This is a genomic window from Micromonospora sp. MGP-C2 (genome assembly GCF_057766525.1).
Window position 1 is genome coordinate 969,073 of sequence record NZ_JBYMEN010000002.1, and the last position, 18,847, is coordinate 987,919.

At 74.3% G+C, this 18,847-nt stretch carries 18 protein-coding genes and 2 pseudogenes; 6 read left to right on the forward strand and 14 right to left on the reverse strand.

The window, feature by feature from the left end; all coding sequences use genetic code 11:
* Positions 1-65 precede the first annotated feature (65 nt).
* The 4 genes from AC3CF1_RS04155 to AC3CF1_RS04170 form a co-directional block, all read right to left on the reverse strand.
* Entirely contained in the window at positions 66-632 is a 567-nt protein-coding gene (locus tag AC3CF1_RS04155; RefSeq protein WP_354982048.1) for a dienelactone hydrolase family protein, read from the reverse strand.
* 55 nt (positions 633-687) lie between these two features.
* Positions 688-1,794, reverse strand: coding sequence for a nucleotide disphospho-sugar-binding domain-containing protein (locus AC3CF1_RS04160; protein ID WP_488449562.1), 1,107 nt, complete (start codon positions 1,792-1,794; stop codon positions 688-690).
* A 132-nt stretch (positions 1,795-1,926) separates the two neighbouring features.
* Positions 1,927-2,730 carry an AMP-binding protein gene (locus AC3CF1_RS04165; protein ID WP_488449563.1) on the reverse strand — a complete coding sequence of 268 codons (804 nt, stop codon included), beginning with the start codon at positions 2,728-2,730 and terminating at the stop codon, positions 1,927-1,929.
* Positions 2,727-3,233: a hypothetical protein gene (locus AC3CF1_RS04170; RefSeq protein WP_488449564.1), complete on the reverse strand. Its 507-nt coding sequence runs from the start codon at positions 3,231-3,233 to the stop codon at positions 2,727-2,729. The genes AC3CF1_RS04165 and AC3CF1_RS04170 overlap by 4 nt, the downstream gene beginning before the upstream one ends.
* 278 nt (positions 3,234-3,511) lie before the next feature.
* Here AC3CF1_RS04170 and AC3CF1_RS04175 point away from each other — a divergent pair, with 278 nt between their 5' ends.
* The 6 genes from AC3CF1_RS04175 to AC3CF1_RS04200 all read left to right on the forward strand — a co-directional run bounded on the left by AC3CF1_RS04175 (position 3,512) and on the right by AC3CF1_RS04200 (position 8,582).
* Positions 3,512-4,270: a class I SAM-dependent methyltransferase gene (locus AC3CF1_RS04175; protein WP_488449565.1), complete on the forward strand. Its 759-nt coding sequence runs from the start codon at positions 3,512-3,514 to the stop codon at positions 4,268-4,270.
* Between the two features lie 32 nt (positions 4,271-4,302).
* Positions 4,303-4,779 (forward strand): fluoride efflux transporter FluC, encoded by a 477-nt coding sequence (locus AC3CF1_RS04180; RefSeq protein WP_210789567.1) that lies wholly within the window; start codon positions 4,303-4,305, stop codon positions 4,777-4,779.
* Positions 4,776-5,138, forward strand: coding sequence for a fluoride efflux transporter CrcB (crcB, locus tag AC3CF1_RS04185; RefSeq protein WP_210789571.1), 363 nt, complete (start codon positions 4,776-4,778; stop codon positions 5,136-5,138). Before AC3CF1_RS04180 ends, crcB begins: the two co-directional genes overlap by 4 nt.
* 89 nt (positions 5,139-5,227) lie before the next feature.
* Positions 5,228-5,752: a PadR family transcriptional regulator gene (locus tag AC3CF1_RS04190; protein ID WP_279515714.1), complete on the forward strand. Its 525-nt coding sequence runs from the start codon at positions 5,228-5,230 to the stop codon at positions 5,750-5,752.
* Complete coding sequence (locus tag AC3CF1_RS04195) at positions 5,749-6,429, forward strand: ABC transporter ATP-binding protein (RefSeq protein WP_488449566.1); 681 nt, start codon at positions 5,749-5,751, stop codon at positions 6,427-6,429. The genes AC3CF1_RS04190 and AC3CF1_RS04195 overlap by 4 nt, the downstream gene beginning before the upstream one ends.
* On the forward strand, positions 6,426-8,582 hold the full coding sequence (locus tag AC3CF1_RS04200; protein WP_488449567.1) for an FtsX-like permease family protein: 2,157 nt from the start codon (positions 6,426-6,428) through the stop codon (positions 8,580-8,582). The genes AC3CF1_RS04195 and AC3CF1_RS04200 overlap by 4 nt, the downstream gene beginning before the upstream one ends.
* Positions 8,583-8,585: 3 nt before the next feature.
* Here the strand turns inward: AC3CF1_RS04200 and cobA are convergent, their stop codons facing one another.
* From cobA to cobO, 10 genes and pseudogenes are all read right to left on the reverse strand, one after another.
* Complete coding sequence (cobA, locus tag AC3CF1_RS04205; RefSeq protein WP_488452039.1) at positions 8,586-10,292, reverse strand: uroporphyrinogen-III C-methyltransferase; 1,707 nt, start codon at positions 10,290-10,292, stop codon at positions 8,586-8,588.
* Positions 10,289-10,884 (reverse strand): annotated as a pseudogene (locus AC3CF1_RS04210) (precorrin-8X methylmutase). The gene cobA and the pseudogene AC3CF1_RS04210 overlap by 4 nt, the downstream one beginning before the upstream one ends.
* A gap of 85 nt (positions 10,885-10,969) precedes the next feature.
* Positions 10,970-11,131: pseudogene (locus tag AC3CF1_RS04215) on the reverse strand (4Fe-4S binding protein); the annotation flags it as partial.
* The gene (cobJ, locus tag AC3CF1_RS04220) at positions 11,119-12,846 is read right to left on the reverse strand and encodes a precorrin-3B C(17)-methyltransferase (RefSeq protein ID WP_488449568.1); all 1,728 of its coding nucleotides are present in this window, start codon (positions 12,844-12,846) and stop codon (positions 11,119-11,121) included. The gene cobJ and the pseudogene AC3CF1_RS04215, both read right to left, overlap by 13 nt.
* On the reverse strand, positions 12,843-14,105 hold the full coding sequence (gene cbiE, locus AC3CF1_RS04225; RefSeq protein WP_488449569.1) for a precorrin-6y C5,15-methyltransferase (decarboxylating) subunit CbiE: 1,263 nt from the start codon (positions 14,103-14,105) through the stop codon (positions 12,843-12,845). The genes cobJ and cbiE overlap by 4 nt, the downstream gene beginning before the upstream one ends.
* Positions 14,102-15,253: a cobalt-precorrin-5B (C(1))-methyltransferase gene (locus AC3CF1_RS04230; protein WP_488449570.1), complete on the reverse strand. Its 1,152-nt coding sequence runs from the start codon at positions 15,251-15,253 to the stop codon at positions 14,102-14,104. Before AC3CF1_RS04230 ends, cbiE begins: the two co-directional genes overlap by 4 nt.
* Positions 15,250-16,083, reverse strand: coding sequence for a precorrin-4 C(11)-methyltransferase (gene cobM / locus AC3CF1_RS04235; protein ID WP_488449571.1), 834 nt, complete (start codon positions 16,081-16,083; stop codon positions 15,250-15,252). The genes AC3CF1_RS04230 and cobM overlap by 4 nt, the downstream gene beginning before the upstream one ends.
* Positions 16,080-16,859 carry a precorrin-2 C(20)-methyltransferase gene (cobI, locus tag AC3CF1_RS04240; RefSeq protein WP_488449572.1) on the reverse strand — a complete coding sequence of 260 codons (780 nt, stop codon included), beginning with the start codon at positions 16,857-16,859 and terminating at the stop codon, positions 16,080-16,082. The genes cobM and cobI overlap by 4 nt, the downstream gene beginning before the upstream one ends.
* Positions 16,856-18,217 (reverse strand): cobyrinic acid a,c-diamide synthase CobB, encoded by a 1,362-nt coding sequence (locus tag AC3CF1_RS04245; protein ID WP_488449573.1) that lies wholly within the window; start codon positions 18,215-18,217, stop codon positions 16,856-16,858. The genes cobI and AC3CF1_RS04245 overlap by 4 nt, the downstream gene beginning before the upstream one ends.
* Complete coding sequence (cobO, locus tag AC3CF1_RS04250) at positions 18,214-18,825, reverse strand: cob(I)yrinic acid a,c-diamide adenosyltransferase (RefSeq protein WP_488449574.1); 612 nt, start codon at positions 18,823-18,825, stop codon at positions 18,214-18,216. Before cobO ends, AC3CF1_RS04245 begins: the two co-directional genes overlap by 4 nt.
* Between the last annotated feature and the right edge of the window lie 22 nt (positions 18,826-18,847).

The window sequence follows — 18,847 nt, forward strand, 5'->3', positions numbered from 1 at the left end:
CGAGAGTCCGTCTGTCCTCACGCTACGGTGGTGCCACAACCACTGACCGTGGCTGGACCTGACGCTCAGCAGGCGGCCAGGAAGGCCAGCACGCGCGGCCAGGTCGCCGCGGTGGCGTCCGGGGAGTGCTCGGCCAGGCCCGGGTCGGTGAACAGGTGCCCCATCCCGGGATAGCGGAAGACCATCAGGTCGGCACCGGCGTCGGTGAGCGCCTGCTGCCACTCGTCGACCTCCTCCGGCGCGTCGTACGGGTCGGGGTCGGCGAGGTGCAGCTGCACCGGCAACCCGGCCCGGACCGCGTCGGGCGCGCCGCCGGTGCCGTGCAGCAGGAGCAGACCCGCGGTGTCGGGGCGCTCGGCCAGCAGCGCCCCGGCCACACCGGCGCCCATCGAGAAGCCGGCGAGCACCGTCTCCGGTGGGAGGTCGCGCAGCGCTGCCCGGGCCCGGTCGAGCACCACCTCCTGGCCGATCTTGTCGAGCAGCGCGAAGCCCTCCTCGACGGTGTCGGTGGCCGGCACGCCGTACAGGTCGGGGGTGGTTACCTGATGGCCGGCGGCGCGCAACCGGTCGGCGGCGGCGCGCACGGCGGGTCGCAGGCCGTACACGGAGTGGAACAGCACGACGTGTCGCATCACGTCATCCTGCCGCAGCCGACCGCGCACCCGGTGTGGCCACGCGGGGCGAGCCTCAGACCAGTGCCGCCAGGCGCGCGACGAGGTCGGTGGGCGGCGGCATCGCGGTGATCTCCTGGCTGACCTGCCCGGCGGCGGCACGCAGGCCGTCGTCGGTGAGCAGCCGGGTCAGCGCCTGCGCGGTGATGTCCCGGGGACGCAGGGCCAGGCCGGCACCCCGCCGGGCCACCAGCTCGGCGTTGTGCCGGCGGTCCCCCGGACCCACTGTGGCCAGTTGGGGCAGGCCGGCGGCGAGGGCTCCGAGTGCGCTGCCCGCCCCGCCGTGGTGGACCAGCGCCGCGCTCGCCGGCAGCGCCTCGTCGAGCGGAATCCAGTCGACCACCCGCACGTTCGCGGGCAGAGAGCGCGCCGACCGATCGTCCGGGCGGACGAGCACGATCTCGGCGTCCACGTCGGCGGCGGCGGCCACCACGGCGGGCATCGGCCCCCGGTCACCGGGGCCCGTCAGGGTGCTGCGGGTGACCAGGATCCGGGGCCGGTCACCCGGCTCGCGCAGCCAGGCCGGCAGCTCGCCACCGCCGACGTAGGACGCGTAGCGCATCGGCCAACCGCCCTGCACGGCCACGCTGGGCGGGGCCACGGCGAGGGCGGCGGCGGGTGGCGGCAGCTCACCCAGGCCGTGCCGGCGCAGCGCGCCGCCGAGTCGGGCCACGGTGGCGCGGACGAGGTCCCGGCCGTCGAACAAGGCGTTCTCCTGGCGTACGGCAGGCACGTCGAGCCGCGCGGCGGCCACCGCGCCGGCCACCGCGAACGGTTCGTGCAGCACCAGATCCGGCCGCCACCGGGAGGCCAGCGCGACCACCGGGTCGGTGAGCTGGTCGTTGAGCGCGCCGAACAGCAGGCCGGCACCCCGGGTGCCTGCGGTGCCGGCCAGCTCGGCGCGCGCGATCAGCGGATGGCGGGGGAAGACCCGCAACGCGATCCGGCCGAAGTCGAAGCCGGGTGCAATGTCGTGCACGGGCAGACCGGCGCCGGCGGCGGCCAGGCCACCGCCCCCGGTGGCCAGCAGCACGTCGTGGCCGGCGTCGCGCAACGCGACGGCGAGCGGCACCAGCGGGAAGACATGCCCGACCAGGGGCGCGGAGACCACCAGCACACGCATGGGCAGGATCCTATGCACCGGGAGTCAGGACTCTCGACGCGCTCGACCAACCAGTTGCCCCACAACCGGGGCAGCTCTACAGGAGACAGACCTGCTGCCCGGTCCAGGACGGGACCGGGTGTCGGCCGTGGGTCAGCCGGCCGACCGGTGGTCGACGACGCGGCGCATCTTGCCCATCGACCGCTCCACGGCGTCCGGGGCGAGCACGTCGACCGCCACGCTCACACCGATGGTGTTCTTCACCAGCTGGACCAGCGTCGCACCGGCCCGTTCGGCGGCGTCCACCCCAACCCCGGCCCGTCGTTCCACCCGCACGGTCAGGGTGTCCAACCGGCCCTGCCGATCGAGTACGCACTGGAAGTGCGGCGACAGCTGCGGGGTCCGCAGGATCAGCTCCTCGATCTGGGTGGGGAAGATGTTCACCCCGCGCACGATCATCATGTCGTCCGTCCGACCGGTGATCTTTTCGATCCGGCGCATCGGGCGGGCGGTGCCGGGCAGCAGCCGGGTCAGGTCGCGGGTGCGGTAGCGCACGACCGGCATCGCCTCCTTGGTCAGCGAGGTCAACACCAGCTCACCCCGCTCACCGTCGGGCAGCACGGCCCCGGTGACCGGGTCGATGATCTCGGGGTAGAAGTGGTCCTCCCAGACGTGCAGCCCGTCCTTGGTCTCGACGCACTCGGTGGCCACGCCGGGACCCATCACCTCGGAGAGCCCGTAGATGTCCACCGCGTGGATGTCCAGTCGCTGTTCCATCTCCCGGCGCATGTCCTCGGTCCACGGCTCCGCCCCGAAGATGCCCACCCGTAGCGAGGTGGCGCGCGGGTCGACGCCCTGGCGCTGCATCTCGTCCACGATGGCGAGCATGTAGCTGGGCGTGACCATGATGACCTCGGGTTCGAAGTCGCGGATCAGCATGACCTGACGCTCGGTCATGCCGCCGGAGACCGGGATGACGTGCAGCCCAGCTCCTCGGCGCCGTAGTGCGCGCCCCGACCCCCGGTGAAGAGCCCGTAGCCGTACGCGACGTGCACCCGGTCGCCGGGACGGCCGCCGGAGGCGCGGATCGACCGGGCCATCAGTCGCGCCCAGGTGCGCAGGTCGTCGCGGGTGTAGCCGACCACCGTCGGTCGGCCGGTGGTGCCGGAGGAGGCGTGCAACCGGGACACCCGCTCCCGGGGGACGGCGAACATGCCGAACGGGTAGTTCTCCCGCAGCTCCGCCTTGCCGGTGAACGGGAAGCGGGCCAGGTCGTCGAGGTCCCGGCAGTCGTCGGGGTGCACCCCGGCCGCGTCGAACGCCCGGCGGTAGTGCGGCACCTTGTCGTACGCGTGCCGCAACGACCAGCGCAGACGTTCGCGTTGCAGGTCACGCAGCTCGTCGATGCCGGCGCGCTCGATCGGCTCCAGCTCCTCCGCACGAGGGGTGCGGTCCTGCATCGCGTGCCTCCTTGGCGCGGGGGTCCCGGTGGGGCTGCGGGTACCGTACGCCGCCGTCGCCCGGTCTGTCGGGGCGGTCAGCGGGCGGCCGGCAGCCGGTGCAGGGCGTCGCCGCCCTGGTCGAGACTGCGGCCTGACCCGCTGACACGAGGACGCCGGGCCGGGCGGATGCCCGACCCGGCGTCACCCTGATCATCGCCCTGCCATCTTCTCGCAATTGCAAGTTATGTGCAACAAGGTCTGGACAGCGCGCCCGAACGGTAACTAGCCTTCCCATCATGAGTCCTTACATCACGGATGCGTGGGCCTGGCAGGAGAGCTGGGACCGTCAGCAGGAGGCCTACCTACCGGACCGGGAACACCGGTTCACCGCCATGCTCGACACCGTCGACGCGGTCCTCGACGGTCGACCGCCACGAGTGCTCGACCTGGCCGGCGGCACCGGCAGCATCTCGCTGCGCACGCTGGCCCGTTTCCCCGGCGCCGAGGCGACCCTGCTGGACCTCGACCCGGCGCTGCTCGCCATAGCCCGCTCGTCGCTGACCGACCGGGCCACCATCGTCACGGCAGACCTCGCCACCCCCGACTGGCGTGACGCGCTCCCCCACCGCGAGTACGACGCCGTCCTCACCGCCACCGCCCTGCACTGGCTGCCGGCCGACCGGCTCGGGCAGCTCTACGCCGACCTGCGGGACGTGCTGCGACCGGGCGGGGTCTTCGTCAACGCCGACCACATGCCGGACGACAGCCTGCCGGAGCTGACCAAGCGGCTGATGGACCGGGCGAGGGACCGACGCAACGCCCGGTACGCGGCCGGCTCGTTGCTGTCCTGGTCGGACTGGTGGAAGCAGGCCGGGGCGGACCCGGCGCTGGCGCCACTGGTCACCCAGCGGCAGGACATCTACCCGACCGGGCACAGCCCGGAGTGGAACCCGCCGGTCTCCTGGCACCTCGCCGCGCTCACCGCCGCCGGTTTCGCCGAGGTCGGCACGGTGTGGCGGGGCGGCGCGGACGCCGCCGTCGCGGCAGTACGCTGACGCCGTCGTCGCCGGCACTACGCTGAAGAGCCGTGCCAGAGCCATCCGAGCCGCGTAGCGACCCCGACGTCGACCTGCGTGTCCCCGCCGACCGCCGCGAGCTGACCGTGCGCCCCACGACGGTCCTCGCCGCGATCGCGGCCGGCGGGGTGCTCGGTGCGCTGGCCCGGGCCGGTTTGCAACACACCGCCCCGCACCCGCCGACCGGCTTCGGTTGGGCGACGTTCGCCATCAACACGTCCGGCTGCCTGCTGATCGGCGTGCTGATGGCGGTGCTCGGGCACCTCGGCGGCGGGCACCCCCTGGCTCGCCCGTTCCTCGGGGTCGGGGTGCTCGGTGGGTTCACCACGTTCTCCGCCTATGCGGTCGACATCCAGCAGGCACTGGTCGCGGGCGCGCCGGGCACCGCGCTGGCGTACCTGGCGGCGACGGTGCTCGGGGCACTCGTCGCGGTCGCGCTGGGCGACGCCGTCACGGCGTCGCTGCTGAGGCGGCGGGCGGCCCGATGACCGTGCTGCTCATCGCCCTGGGCGCGGCCGTTGGCGCGCCGTTGCGTTACCTCACCGACCGGGCGGTCCAGACCCGGCACGACTCGGCGTTCCCCTGGGGCACGTTCACCGTCAACGTGGTCGGCTCACTGCTGCTCGGCGTGCTCGTCGGGTGGCCGGCCGGCCCGGCGCTCACCGCGCTGCTCGGCACCGGGTTCTGCGGCGCGCTGACCACCTACTCCACCTTCAGCTACGAGACGTTGCGGCTGGCGCAGGGCGGTCACCGGCTCCTCGCGCTGGCCAACGTCGTGGGCAGCGTCGCCGTGGGGCTCGCCGCGGCCGCCGCCGGCTACGCCCTGGCCCGCCTCCTGCTGGGCTGACCTCCGGAAATTGCGCCCCGACCAGGGGACCCTCCGAGAACACACCGAGGGTATATACGCGAGGTATACCCTCGGTGTATTCTCCTCCCATGAGCGTGCCACTGACCCTTCTCGGCCTCCTCGAACGAGAGCCCAGCCACGGTTACGACCTGAAGCGCGACTACGACGCCTTCTTCGGCCGGGGCAAGCCACTGCCGTTCGGCCAGGTCTACTCCACCCTCAGCCGGCTGGCCCGCGACGGCAAGGTGGTGATCAGCGACGTCGCTCCCGGCTCCGGCCCCGACCGCAAGCGCTACATCATCACCGACGTCGGCGCGACCGAGGTCGAGCAGTGGCTGACCCAGCCGGTCGACCCGGAACCGCACCTGCAGACGGTGCTCTTCGCCAAGGTCGTGCTCGCGCTGATGCTGGACCGGCCGGCCGCCGAATACCTCGACACCCAGCGCAGCGCGCACCTGCGCCGGATGCGTGAGCTGACCGAGATCAAGCGCGCGGGCGGCCTGGTCGACGCGCTGCTCGCCGACCACGGCCTCTACCACCTGGAGGCGGACCTCCGGTGGATCGAGATGACCGGCGCCCGGCTGGACGCCCTACGGAAAGAGGTGCGGCCATGAGCGTCGTGATCGAAGCACGGGACGTGGCGTTCTCCTTCGGCCAGACGCCCGCCCTGCGCGGCGCGAGCGTCGCCGTTGACGCGGGCGAGATTGTCGCCATCATGGGCCCCAGCGGCTCGGGCAAGTCCACCCTGCTGCACTGCCTGGCCGGCATCCTCGTGCCCGACTCCGGCGAGATCCTCTTCGACGGAGCGCGGGTCGACGCGATGGCCGAGACCCAGCGCAGCAGCCTGCGCAGGGACCGCTTCGGCTTCGTGTTCCAGTTCGGCCAGCTCGTCCCCGAGCTCACCGCCGTGGAGAACGTCGCCCTGCCACTGCTGCTCAGCGGCGTACACCGGAAGCAGGCGCTGCCGAAGGCGCGAGCCTGGTTCGCGCGCCTCGGCCTGGACAGCCTGGAGCAGCGCCGCTCGGGTGAGCTGTCCGGCGGGCAGGCACAACGGGTCGCCCTGGCCCGCGGTCTGGTCGCCGAGCCGCAGGTGCTCTTCGCCGACGAACCGACCGGCGCGCTCGACTCGCTCACCGGCGAGCAGGTGATGGACCTGCTGGTCGGCGCCGCCCGCGAGCAGGGCACCACCGTCATCCTGGTGACCCACGAACCCCGGATCGCCGCGTACGCCGACCGTGAGGTCATGGTCCGCGACGGGCGCGTGAACGCGCCGGACCGGATCGCCTCATGATCCGCTTCGGGCTCCGCCTCGCTGTGTCCGGCGGCCGGGAGGCGCTCACCCGCCTGCTCGTCATCGCTGCCGCCGTCGCGGTCGGCAGCGGGCTGCTGCTGACCACCCTCGCCGGGGTCAACGCGGTCAACGCCCAGCTCACCCGGTACGCGTCGGTCTATCCCAACGCCTCGACGGGCGGCGATGCCGATCCTCTGTGGTGGTCGACGCGCGAGGACTACTTCCACGGCAAGCAGATCATTCGGATCGACGTTGCCCCGACCGGCCCGGACGCGCCCGCCCCGACCGGCGTCCCGAGCACGCCGGGGCCCGGGGAGTACTACGCCTCGCCCGCGTTGCGGAAGCTGCTGGCCGCCCACCCCACCGACCAACTGGCTGACCGTTACCCGGGGCGCGACATCGGCACCGTCGGTCCGGCCGGACTGACCTCACCGGACACGCTGCTCGTCATCCGGGGCGGCACCCCCGACGAGGTGGCCACATTGCCCCTTGCCAGGCAGCTCACCACCGTCGGCGACACTCCCGCGCTGCCCGAGACGACGGTGAACCTCATCCTGAGCGTGATCGCAGGCGGGCTGCTGTTCCCGTTGCTGATCTTCGTCGGCACCGCCACCCGGCTCAACGCGGCCCGCCGGGAGCAGCGCTTCGCCGCGATGCGCCTGGTCGGCGCCACCCCGAAGCAGATCTCGGTGGTCGCGGCGGTGGAGGCGACCACCGCGGCCGTCGTCGGCACCGCCGTCGGCTTCGGCCTGTTCTACGCCTTCCGCGGCCCGATGGCGGGCATCCCGTTTACGGGCATGCCGTTCTTCCCCAACGACATGTCGCTGGGCGTGCTGGACACCCTGCTGGTGGCGCTCGGCGTTCCGGCCGGCGCGGCGGTGGCGGCCCAGGTCTCGCTGCGCCGGGTACGGATCTCGCCGCTGGGCGTGACCCGCCGGGTCACTCCCCGCGCCCCGCGGGCGTACCGGCTGATCCCGATGATGCTCGGTGTCGCCGTGCTGTTCTTCGCCATCGGGTTCCGGCCCCCGACATCCGATGGCCAGGCCGCGGTGTTCCTTCCCGGCCTGCTGCTCATCATGGCCGGCCTGATCCTCGCTGGCCCGTGGCTGACGATGGTCGGCGCCCGGGTGATGGCCCGGTTCGCCAACCGCCCCGCCACCCTCATCGCCGCGCGACGCCTCGCTGACAACCCGAAGGCCGGCTTCCGGGCGATCAGCGGCATCATGCTCGCGCTCTTCGTGACGAGCGTGGCCGTCGGCGTGATCACCACGATCGTCGCCAACCGCGGCCCGGCACCGGTCGGCTCGACCGAGGCGGGACAGGTGTCGCTCTACCTTCCTGAGGATGCACCGGCGACGCCTGACTCGCTCTTCACCGACCTACGCTCGATCACCGGCGTGCGGTCCGCGTTCGCGGTGCGCGAGAACCCGGACTGGATGAGCGCCAGCGAGCCCGGCCTGATCGCGTGCGCCGAGATCCCGAGCGCGTACGGCCGGTGCGCCGAGGGCGCCACCGTCGCCGAGGTGGCGACGGGTCTCATCCCCTTCCGGGAGCCGGCGTCGTCCAGCAGGGTCTGGCCCGCCGCATCGGTTCCACTCGGCGACCTCCAACAGCTGCCGGTGATGTCGATCGTCGTCGACACTGACGGTTCCGCCGCCACCATCGAGCGCTCGCGCACGGCGCTCGAGACCGCCCTGCCGGCCTTCCGGGTGGCGCCGAACGTGCCCGGTGACTTCGAGTCGGAGTTCGCCAACACGCTGCGCGGCTGGGAACAACTGGCCAACGTCGTCATCATCGCCAGCCTCGCGCTCGGCGGGTGCAGCCTCGCGGTCAGCGTCATCGGCGGGCTCACCGAACGCCGACGCCCGTTCAGCCTGCTGCGTCTCAGCGGCGCACCGGTGCGGGTCCTGCGTCGGGTGGTGGCCCTGGAGAGCGCCGTGCCGATGCTCGCCGTCGCCGCCGTCGCCATCGGGATGGGGCTCCTCGCCGCCCACCTGTTCCTGCGGGCACAGATGGGCTACACGCTGGTCGCGCCGGAGCCACGCTTCTACGTGATCGTCGTCGTCGGGTTGGCCGCCTGCCTCGGTGTCATCGCCTCCACCCTGCCGCTGCTGGAGCGGATCACCGGTCCGGAGACCGCCCGCAGCGAGTGATCGTCAGACGGTGGGCCCGGTGGTCGACAGCGCGACCACCGGGCCGAGGACGAAGACGGCGGGCGGACGAATGTCCTCCCGGGCGGCTACCGCGCCGATCTCGTCCAGCCGGGCGGGCACCGACCGCTGGTCGGCCTGCCCGGCGTCCTGCACGGCGAGCACCGGAGTCTCCGGGGCGCGACCGTGCTCGATCAGCACCGACGCGATCTTGGCGATGGTGTCGACGGCCATCAGCAACACGACGGTGCCCCGGGCCCGCGCCAGCGCCGCCCAGTCGACCAGCGAGTCGGGGTGCCCGGGCGGCAGGTGTCCGGACACGACGGTGACGTCGTGCGCCACGCCGCGGTGCGTCACCGGCACGCCGGCCAGTGCCGGTGCGGCGAAGGCGCTGCTCACCCCGGGGACCACTGTCACCGGCACACCGGCCGCCACGCAGGCCTGCACCTCCTCGTGGCCGCGTCCGAAGACGTACGGGTCGCCGCCCTTGAGCCGGACCACCCGCCGGCCGGCGCGGGCGTGCGACACCAGGGCCGCGTTGATCGCCTCCTGGGCCATCGACGGGCCACGGGGCACCTTCGCGGCGTCGACCACCAGCACGTCGGGGCGGAGCCCGGCGAGCAGACCCTGCGGGGCCAGCCGGTCGACCACCACCACGTCCGCGGCACAGAGGAGGGCCTTACCGCGTACCGTGATCAGGTCGTCGGGTCCGGGCCCACCGCCGACCACAGCGACAGAGCCGTGGTAGTGAGCGTGCCCGTGGTCGTGACCGTGGTGATGGTGGTGGCCGACCGGGTCGTCGGGGTGGTCGTGCGGGCGTTGCGGGCGACCCACCTTGTCCGCGAAGCCCGGCATCAACACCCGGTACGCGCAGGTGTCGCAGTTCATCCGGATGTCGCCGCCCAGCGCCTCCGCGTAGCGTTCCCGCACCAGATCGGCGAGGGCGTCGCAGTCGCCGATCACCTCGGCCACCCGCACGTCGAGGTCGGGGTGGGCGGCGGCGAACTCCGCCGACTGGGCGACGATCCGGTCCGGCAGCACCCCGGCGAACAGGAAGTACGGCGCGACGACGATCCGCCGCGCGCCGAGGCGGCGCAACCGCTCCAGCACCGCCGGCACCGACGGAGACGCGAGGGAGACGAAGCCGGGCTCGACGCCCGCGTAGCCGCGACCCTCCCAGAGCAGCCGGGCGACCTTCGCGACCTCGGCGTTGGCGTCCGGGTCGGTGGAACCCCGCCCGATCAACGTGACCCACGTGCCGGCCCGGTCGGCACCGGCCAGCGCCGTGCCGGTCCGGTCGGCGCCGGCCAGCGCCGTGCCGGCCCGGTCGGCGCCGGCCAGCCCCGTGCCGGCCAGCGCCGCGTCGATGCGCTCTTCGAGGGCCTCGTGCAGCAACGGGTGCGGGCCGAGTGGGCGGCCGTAGCGGTAGCTCAGCCCGGGGTGACGTTCCTGCTCGCGGGCCATCGCGGCGGGGATGTCGCCCTTGCCGTGTCCGGCGGCGGTGAGCACCAGCGGCAGCGCCACCAGCGCCCGGTGCCCGCGCGCGACGAGCGCGCCGACCGCGTCGGTCAGCGGGGGGCGGGACAGCTCGATGAAGCCGCCCTCGACGTCGCCGACGTCACCACGACGGCGGACCCGCTCGACGAGCGCGGCGAACTGGTCGACCCCGACCGCGCTGCGCGTACCGTGCCCGACGATGACCAACCCGGTCATGACTTCTCCTCGACGTAGAGCAGGGCGTTGAGGGCGGCGGCGGCGACCGCCGACCCGCCCTTCTCGCCCACGTTGGACACGGCGGGCAGGCCGCTGGCCCGCAGCGCCGCCTTCGACTCGGCGGCACCCACGAAGCCGACCGGCAGGCCGACGACCAGCGCCGGCGCAGCGTCCACTCTGAGTAGTTCGACAAGCGCGGTCGGCGCGCAGCCGACCACCCAGACCGCGCCCGGGCCGACCCGGGTCAGTGCGATCCGCACGGCCGCCGCCGAGCGGGTGATTCCGGCCGAGCGGCCCAGCTCGGCGGCGGCCGGCTCGGCGACCGGGCAGACCAGCTCCAGGCCGGCCCGGGTGATGCCGGCGGCGACCATCGCCACGTCGGTGACCACGGGCGCCCGGCGCGCAGCGCCGCCAGGCCCGACTCCAGCGCCCCCTCGTCGCAGACCAGCTCGTCGACGTACGCGAGGTCGGCGCTGGCGTGCACCACCCGTTCGGTGACCGCTCGGCAGAGCGGCGGCAGGTGCGACAGGTCGACCCGCTCGCGCAGGATGCGGTACGACTCGACCTCGATGGGATGCACCACCCGGCTCATCGGGCTCCTTCGCAGGGTCGGGTTCGACGACGCGGATCGCGTCAGGGTCAGCGACGACGCGGATCGCGTCAGAGTCAGTGACGACGCGGATCGCGTCCACCGGGCAGATCTCCAGGCACTCCAGGCAGCCGGTGCAGCGGTCGGCGCGGACGGTCAGGCCGCCGGGGACGGGCCGGATCGCGTGCGTGGGGCAGGTGAGCAGGCAGGCGCCGCACCCCTGGCAGGCGCCGATCGTCACGATCGCCACCGGTACCCCCGGGGTGTGACCATCCGGCCGGCGACCAGCCTCGTGTCGCTGTTGCCGACCACCACGACGTTGTACATGTCGACCGCAGCCGGGTCCACCGTGGTCACGGTGGCCAGGTGCACCCGCTCGCCGGGGCGGCTGGCGTTGCGTACCACCCCGACCGGGGTGTCCGGCGGCCGGTGCGCGGCGAGGATGCCGAGCGCCTTGCCGAGCTGCCAGTCGCGCGCCCGGCTGCGCGGGTTGTAGAACACCGTCACGAAGTCACCCTCGGCGGCGGCGGTCACCCGCCGCTCGATGACCTCCCACGGTGTGTGCAGGTCGGACAGACTCACATAGGCGTGGTCGTGGCCGAGGGGCGCGCCGAGCAGTGCCCCGGCGGCGAGGGCGGCGGTCACCCCGGGCACACCCACCACGTCGATCCGCTCGTCGGCGTACTCCAGGGCGGGGCTGGCCATCGCGTACACCCCGGCGTCGCCGGACCCGACCAGCGCGACCGCCCGGCCGGCGACGGCCTCGGCGACGGCGGCGCGGGCCCGCTCCTCCTCCGCGCCCAGCCCGCTGGACAGCACCCGGGTGCCCGGGCGGAGCACGTCGCGGACCTGGTCGAGGTACTGGTCCAGGCCGACCACCACGGCCGCGCGCCGCAGCTCGGCCACCGCGCGAGGGGTGCGCAGGTCGGCCGCGCCCGGCCCGAGCCCGACCACGGCGAGCCGGCCGCGCGGCGCGTGCCGGGCCACCGCCACTGTGGCCATCGCCGTCGCGGTCTTTCCCACCAACAGCGTGGCGTCGTCCGGTCGGCCCGCCGGGCCGAGCAGCGCCGCCGCCTCCGACACGCTCGGCGTGCCGACTGCGGCGCGGACCACCTCGCTGGGATGCGGCACGTCGACGGTGGCCAGCCGCGTCGCCGGCCAGGTCACCAGGGGTACGCCGAGCGCGTCAGCGGTGCACAGGATGCCCGCCTCGTCGGCTTTGACGTCGGCGCTGGCCAGGCAGCGCAGGCTCGCCGGGTCGAGGCCGGCCTCGGCCAGCACCCGGTGCAGCAGCTCCCCCACCTCGGCGGCCGGTACGCCCCGACTCGCGCCCACGCCGGCGACCAGCGACGGTGGCCGCAGCACGGCGGTCCGCTCGTCGAGCGGCACCACCCGGTCGGTGACCAGCAGCCGGTAACCGCCGTTCACGGCGTCCTCATCGGTGGTCTGGACGTTCGGGGGCAGGGCGGGCAGCGGCCAGTCGGCGTCGGCGACCAGTCGGACCGGCTCGCCGTCCAGGATGGCCCGGGACACCGCGGCGACCGCGCCCTGCACGGGCCAGCCGAGGGTGTCCAGCCCCGGTAGGTCGACCGCGTCGGTGGCGGTGGTGATCACCGGTTGGGCGTCCAGCACCGCGCCGACCTGCTCGGCGAGGTCGTTGCCGCCGCCGGCGTGCCCGCCGAGCAGCGCCACGGCGTGCCGGGCGGCCTCGTCGACGACCACAACGGCGGGGTCTCTGCGCTTGTCGGTGAGCAGCGGCGCGAGGATCCGCACCACCGCGCCGGTGGCCAGGAACGCGACAACCGCGTTGCACTCGGCCCAGGCGCTGCGCAGCGCGTCGGCCGCGCTCTCCCCCTCGACCAGTCGAGCGTGCGGCCAGGCGGTGGCCAGGGTGTCGGCGTGCCGTCGGCCGGCGGCGGTGGCCGCCACCAGACCGATGCGAGCGGGCGGGTTTCGGTGGTTCACGGGCGCTCCCCGGTGAGGACGACCACCGGGTTGGTGGCCGCGAGGCGGATCGACCCGCCGGGCAGGTCGGCGAGGCGGGCGGCGGAGAGCTGGCTGCCCTCGACCGTGTAGCCGGCGGCGCGCAGCAGACCCACGGCCGGCGCGACCCGGTCCAGGGCGGCCAGGGTCAGCACCACCCGCTCGGGTTGGCGAGCCACGACGGCGGTGAGGGTGTCGGGGCCGCCACCGCCGACGAAGACGGCGTCCGGTTCGGGCAGGCCGACCAGCGCCTGCGGGGCTCGACCGGTGACGAGCCGGACGTGCACGGCGTGCGCGGTCGCGTTGGCCCGGATGGTCGCTCCGGCCACGGGGTCCTGTTCGACGGCGAGCACTGCCGCGCCGAGCAGCGCGCACTCGATGCCGACCGAGCCGCTGCCCGCGCCGACGTCCCAGACCAGCCGGCCCAGTCGGGGTCGCAGCCGGGCGATGACGAGGGCGCGCACCTCCGACTTGGTAATCATGGAGTCGCGGTGGGCGTACCGGGTCTCCGGCAGCGCCCACCCGCCGGCCGGGGCGGCGGCCGGCTGGTTGTCGGAGCGCATCCCAGCGGGCGCGACCCGATCGGGCGCGGCGTCGGTGGTCGCGACGGGTGCGACGTCGGCGAGGCTGAGCAGGACGTGCGGGTCGGCCCAGATCTCGGCGGCGGCCTGCTCGGGGGTCACCGCGCGGATCCGTTCGGCGGCGGTGCCCAGGTGCTCGGCCACCAGCAGGCGGCGGGACCAGCCGACCAGGCCGGCCCCCAGCTCGGCTGCACCGGCACCGGGTGCGGTGAGCACCGCGACCAGCGGCATCGCGCGGCAGGCGTTCAGGGCCGGTCGCGGGTCGCGGCCGTGCGCGGTGACCACGGCGGCGCCGTCCCAGGGCAGGCCGGCACTGGCGAACGCGGCGGCCACACTGGACACCGCCGGCACCACCCGCAGCGGCAGCCCGGCCGCGCGCAGCCGCCGGACGATGCCGAACAGGCCGGGATCCCCGCTGGCCAGCACGACGGCCGGCACCCCGGCGGCGACGGCCTCGGCCAGCCGGTGCACGGCGGGGGCGAGCGGCCCGAGGGTGACGGTGTCCGCGCCGGGCGGTACGGGCACCGCAGCCAGGTGCCGGGCCGCCCCGACGACCAGCCCGGCGGCGGTCAGCAGCGGCGCGAGCGCCGGGTGCGGTGGGGCACCGGCGGCGTCCAGCCCGACCACTGTCACGCCGGTCGCCTGTGCCGTCCGCGTCATCGGGGCCACCGGCCGGACGAGGCGACGACGTGGGAGCCTGCGAAGTCGACCATCGCCACGTCCACGGTGACCGTCGGCCCACCGAAGCGCCGCAGCACCTGGCGGACCCGCTGGCAGAGCAGGTCACCGGCCGGGGCGAGCAGTCCGGCGGCCTCCCACAGCTCGTACGCGTGCCGCCCGGTATTGGCCTCGGCCACGGCGGCGACGAGCGACGCGTCGCCACCGGCCTCGGCGGTCACGGCCCCGAGCAGGGAGAGGTCCACCTTGGAGCGCGTGTAGTGCGTCATCAACACCCCGGCGGCGAGTTTGGCCAGCTTGCCGGCCATGCCGACGAAGACCACGGCGGTCATGCCGTCCTCCACCGCGGCGGTCACCGCGGCGCCGGTGAAGTCGCCGACCTCGACGAAGCAGACCTCGGGCAGGTCGGGCAGCAGCGCGCGGGCGGCCCGCTCGGTACGCCCACCGGTGCAGAGCACCACAGTCGGCTCGCCCTGGGCGGCCATCACGTGCACGGCCTGCACGACGCTGGCCCGCCAGGACGCGGTGGAGAACGGGCGCACGATGCCGGTGGTGCCGAGGATCGAGATGCCGCCGAGGATGCCGAGCCTCCGGTTGGTGGTCTTGCGGGCCATGATCTCGCCCCGGGGCACGCTGATCACCACGCGTACGCCGACCTCGCTGAGGTCGACCACCTCGGCCACCGCGTCGCCGATCATCCGGCGGGGGGTGTCGTTGATGGCCGGGCCGCCGACGGTAAGCCCCAGACCGGGTTTGGTGACGGTGCCGACGCCGGCGCCACCGGCGAGCCGCAGACCGGGGACGTCGGTCCAGTCCACTGTGGCGGTCAGCTCGGCCCCGTGGGTGACGTCCGGGTCGTCGCCGGCGTCCTTGACCACCACCGCTTCGGCGCGCACCGGTGGCGTGCCGGTCACCTCGCAGCGCTCGACCGGGAAGCGCACCCGCCGCCCGGCGGGCAGGCCGATCTCCACGTCCGGCTGGATCTCCCCGGTGACCAGCGCGGTGACCGCGGCCTTGGCCGCCGCCGTCGCGCAGGCCCCGGTGGTCCAGCCGGTACGCAGCGCGGTGGGCCGCACCTTCGCGGTCCGCGGCAGGTCCGGCTCACGCAGCGGCGGTTCGGCGTACGTCATGGTGTGCCTGTTCCCCCGGTGCGGTCGCCTGCCTGGCGGCGCAGCTCGGCACGGGCGGCCGGCTCGGCCTTGCGGAAGGTGTGGAAGTGCCCGGGGTGGTACAGGTGCGAGCGGGTTCCCTCGGCGGCGAGGGCCGGCCCGACGAGGAACAGGGTGTGCTTCCACAGCTTGTGCTGCTTGACCGTCGCCTCCAGGGTGCCGACCGTGCAGCGCACCACCAGCTCGTCGGGCCAGGTCGCCTGGTACGCGACCACGGCCGGGGTGTCCTCCGGGTAGCCGCCGGCCAGCAGCTCGGCCTGCACCTGCCCGGAACGGGCAGCGGAGAGGAACAGCGCCATCGTGGTGCCGTGCCGGGCGAAGTCCCGCACCCGCTCGCCGGGCGGCATCGGGGTCTTGCCACCCTCCAGGCGGGTGAGGATCACCGACTGGGCCACCTCGGGCACTGTCAGCTCCCGCCCGACGATCGCCGCGACGGCGGTGAACGAGGAGACCCCGGGCACGATCTCCACGGCGAGGCCGAGCGCCCGGCACAGCTCCAGTTGCTCCTGCACCGCGCCCCACAGCGCCGGGTCGCCGGAGTGGATCCGCGCCACGGTCAGCCCCTGCTCGGCGGCACGCTGGTAGAGCGGCAGCACGCCCTCGATGGGCAGCTGCGACGAGTCGACGATCTCCGCGCCCGCTCGGGCGTGGTCGAGCACGTCGGCGTGCACCAGGCTGGCCGCCCAGATCACGATGTCCGCCTCGGCGATCACCCGGGCGGCCCGCACTGTCAGCAGGTCCGCCGCCCCCGGCCCGGCTCCGACGAACCACACCTTGCCGTCGCTTGTCACAGCTTTCCTCCTCGGTGGTCGCGGCGGGCCGGCACCAGCAGCGTCGACAGGTACGGCAGGTCGTGCTCGGCGTCGTCGACCGGGCCGATCCGTTCACCGGGCAAACCCAGGCTGCGCCCGAGCACCGCGTCGGGGAGCCGGCCCTGTCGGCGCAGCTCGGCGAGCAGTTCGGGGTGCCGCCGCCAGCCCTTGTAGGCGACCACGGTGCCCGGCCCGGCGAGGGCGTCGGCGAACAACGCCAGACCCGCGGTGGCGGGCAGCAGGGTCAGCGGTTCGCGTCCCTCACAGAGCGGGGTGCCGCTGCGCGCAGCGAGCTCCTGCATGGCGGTGACGCCCGGAACGGTGGTCACCCGCAGGCCCGGGCGCAGGGCGCGGACGCTCTGCGCCAGGTAACCGAAGGTGGAGTAGATGTTGGGGTCGCCGATGGTGGCGAACGCGAGGGACCGCGCCCCGGCGTCGACCGTCTCGACCACCACCCGGGCGGCGTCGTCCCAGGCGGCCGCCCGGCGGGCGGTCACCCCGCCCCGATCGTCCAGGGCGAACGGCAGTCGGCGCAGCCGGTCCACCGCGACGTGGGACCGCACTGTCGCCTCGGCCCGCCCGGCGTCCGCACCCGCCGTCGTCGCAGCGGCGGTCACCGTGGGTTCGACAGGGTCCGCCATCACGGGTACGAAGACGACGTCGGCCTCGCGCAGCACCCGCACCGCCTTGACGGTGAGCAGTTCCGGGTCGCCGGGTCCGACACCGACCCCGGTCAGCGTGGCGTCGGCGCTCATCGGCACGCCTCGACGAGCCGGCGGGCCGCGTCCGGGTGACCGGCCCAGTGGGTGTGCAGGTAGGAGGCGTGCACCCGACCGCTCACGAAGCCGTGCTCCGCGTCGTTCCAGCGCCACGCCGGTCGGTCGCCGTGCCCCGGGTCGGTGGTGGTGCGGTGGAACTCGTGGCCGCGTACCGGCTCGCCGGCACGGGCCACCGGGGAGTCGGTGACCGCCACGGCCTCGCGGTAGCCGAGGGTGAGCCGGCCGGTCATCCGGGCGGTGAGGTCCAGCCGCCCGCACATCGGTACGTCGTCCAGGGACCGCCCGAGGTAGAGCAGCCCTGCGCACTCGGCCACGATCGGCCCGTCGAAGTCGGCCAGCTCGGCGCGCAGCGTGGTGTTGCCGGCCAGCGCCTGGGCGTACGCCTCGGGGAAGCCGCCGCCGATGACCACCGCGCGGGTGCCGGCGGGCAGTGCCGGGTCGCGCATCGGGTCGACTGTGAGCACGTCCGCGCCGGCGGCGGTGAGCAGTTCGGCGGTCTCGGCGTACGAGAAGGTGAAGGCCGGACCACCGGCGAGCGCGACCACTGGCCGCTCGGCGCCGGCCGGCCCGCCGACGGCGGTGACCGGGTCCCACGCAGGGGTGGTCAGCGGTGCGGCGGTGCGGGCCAGGTCGAGCACGGCGTCCAGGTCCACTGTGGCTTCGACCAGCTCGGCGAGCGCGGTGACGATCGCCAGGGACTCGGGGGCCCGCTCGGCGACCGGGACCAGCCCGAGGTGCCGGGCCGGCGCGGCCACCTCGGCGGCGCGGGTGACGGCTCCGAGCACCGGTACGCCGACCTCGGCGAGGGCGTCGCGCAGCAGGGTTTCGTGCCGGGGCGAGCCGACGCGGTTGAGGATCACCCCGCCGATGCGCACGGCCGGGTCGAAGGCGGCCATGCCGAGGGTGAGCGCGGCGGCCGAGCGGCCTTGGGCAGTGGTGTCCAGCACCAGCAGCACGGGCGCCTCGATCAGCCGGGCGACGTGTGCGGTGGAGGCGTAGTCGCGGCGGCCGACGGCACCGTCGTGCAGGCCCATGACGCCCTCCACCACGGCGATGTCGGCGGGTGTGGGGACGCTCGCGCCGTGGCGCAGCAGACCGGCGATCCGCTCGACGCCGACCAGGAACGGGTCGAGGTTGCGCCCGGGCCGGTCGGCGGCGAGGGCGTGGTAGCCGGGGTCGATGTAGTCGGGGCCGACCTTGTGCGGGCTGACCGTCAGGCCGCGACGGCGCAGTGCGGCGAGCAGCCCGGTGGCGATGGTCGTCTTGCCGTGGCCGCTGGCCGGTGCGGCGACGACGACCCGGGGCAGCGGCCACGGGTCGGTGGTCGTGGTCACCACTCGATGCCCTTCTGGCCCTTCTGGCCGGCGTCCATCGGGTGCTTGACCTTGGTCAGCTCGGCGACCAGGTCGGCGGCGGCGACCAGGCGCGGGTCGGCGTCCCGTCCGGTGATGACGACGTGCTGGAAGCCGGGCCGGTCGGCCAGTGTGGCGACCACCTCGTCGACGTCCACCCAGCCCCACTTCATCGGGTAGGTGAACTCGTCCAGCACGTACAGCCCGTAGCGCTCGGCGGCCAGGTCGCGCTGGATCTGCCGCCAGCCCTCCAGGGCGTCGGCGGCGTGGTCGGCGTCGCCGCCGCGCTGGATCCAGGACCAGCCCTCACCCATCTTGTGCCAGGCGACCGGCGCGCCCTGGCCGGTGCGCTCGTGCACCTCGCCGAGCGCCCGGAAGGCGTTCTCCTCCCCCACCCGCCACTTGGCGCTCTTGACGAACTGGAACACGCCGATCGGCAGACCGGCCGTCCAGGCTCGCAACGCCAGCCCGAAGGCGGCTGTCGACTTTCCCTTCATCTGTCCGCTGTGGACGATCAGCAGCGGTCGGTGCCGCCGCTGCCGGGTCGTCAACCCGTCGGCGGGCACCACACTCGGCTGTCCCTGCGGCATCAGCACTCTCTCCTTCGGGCGA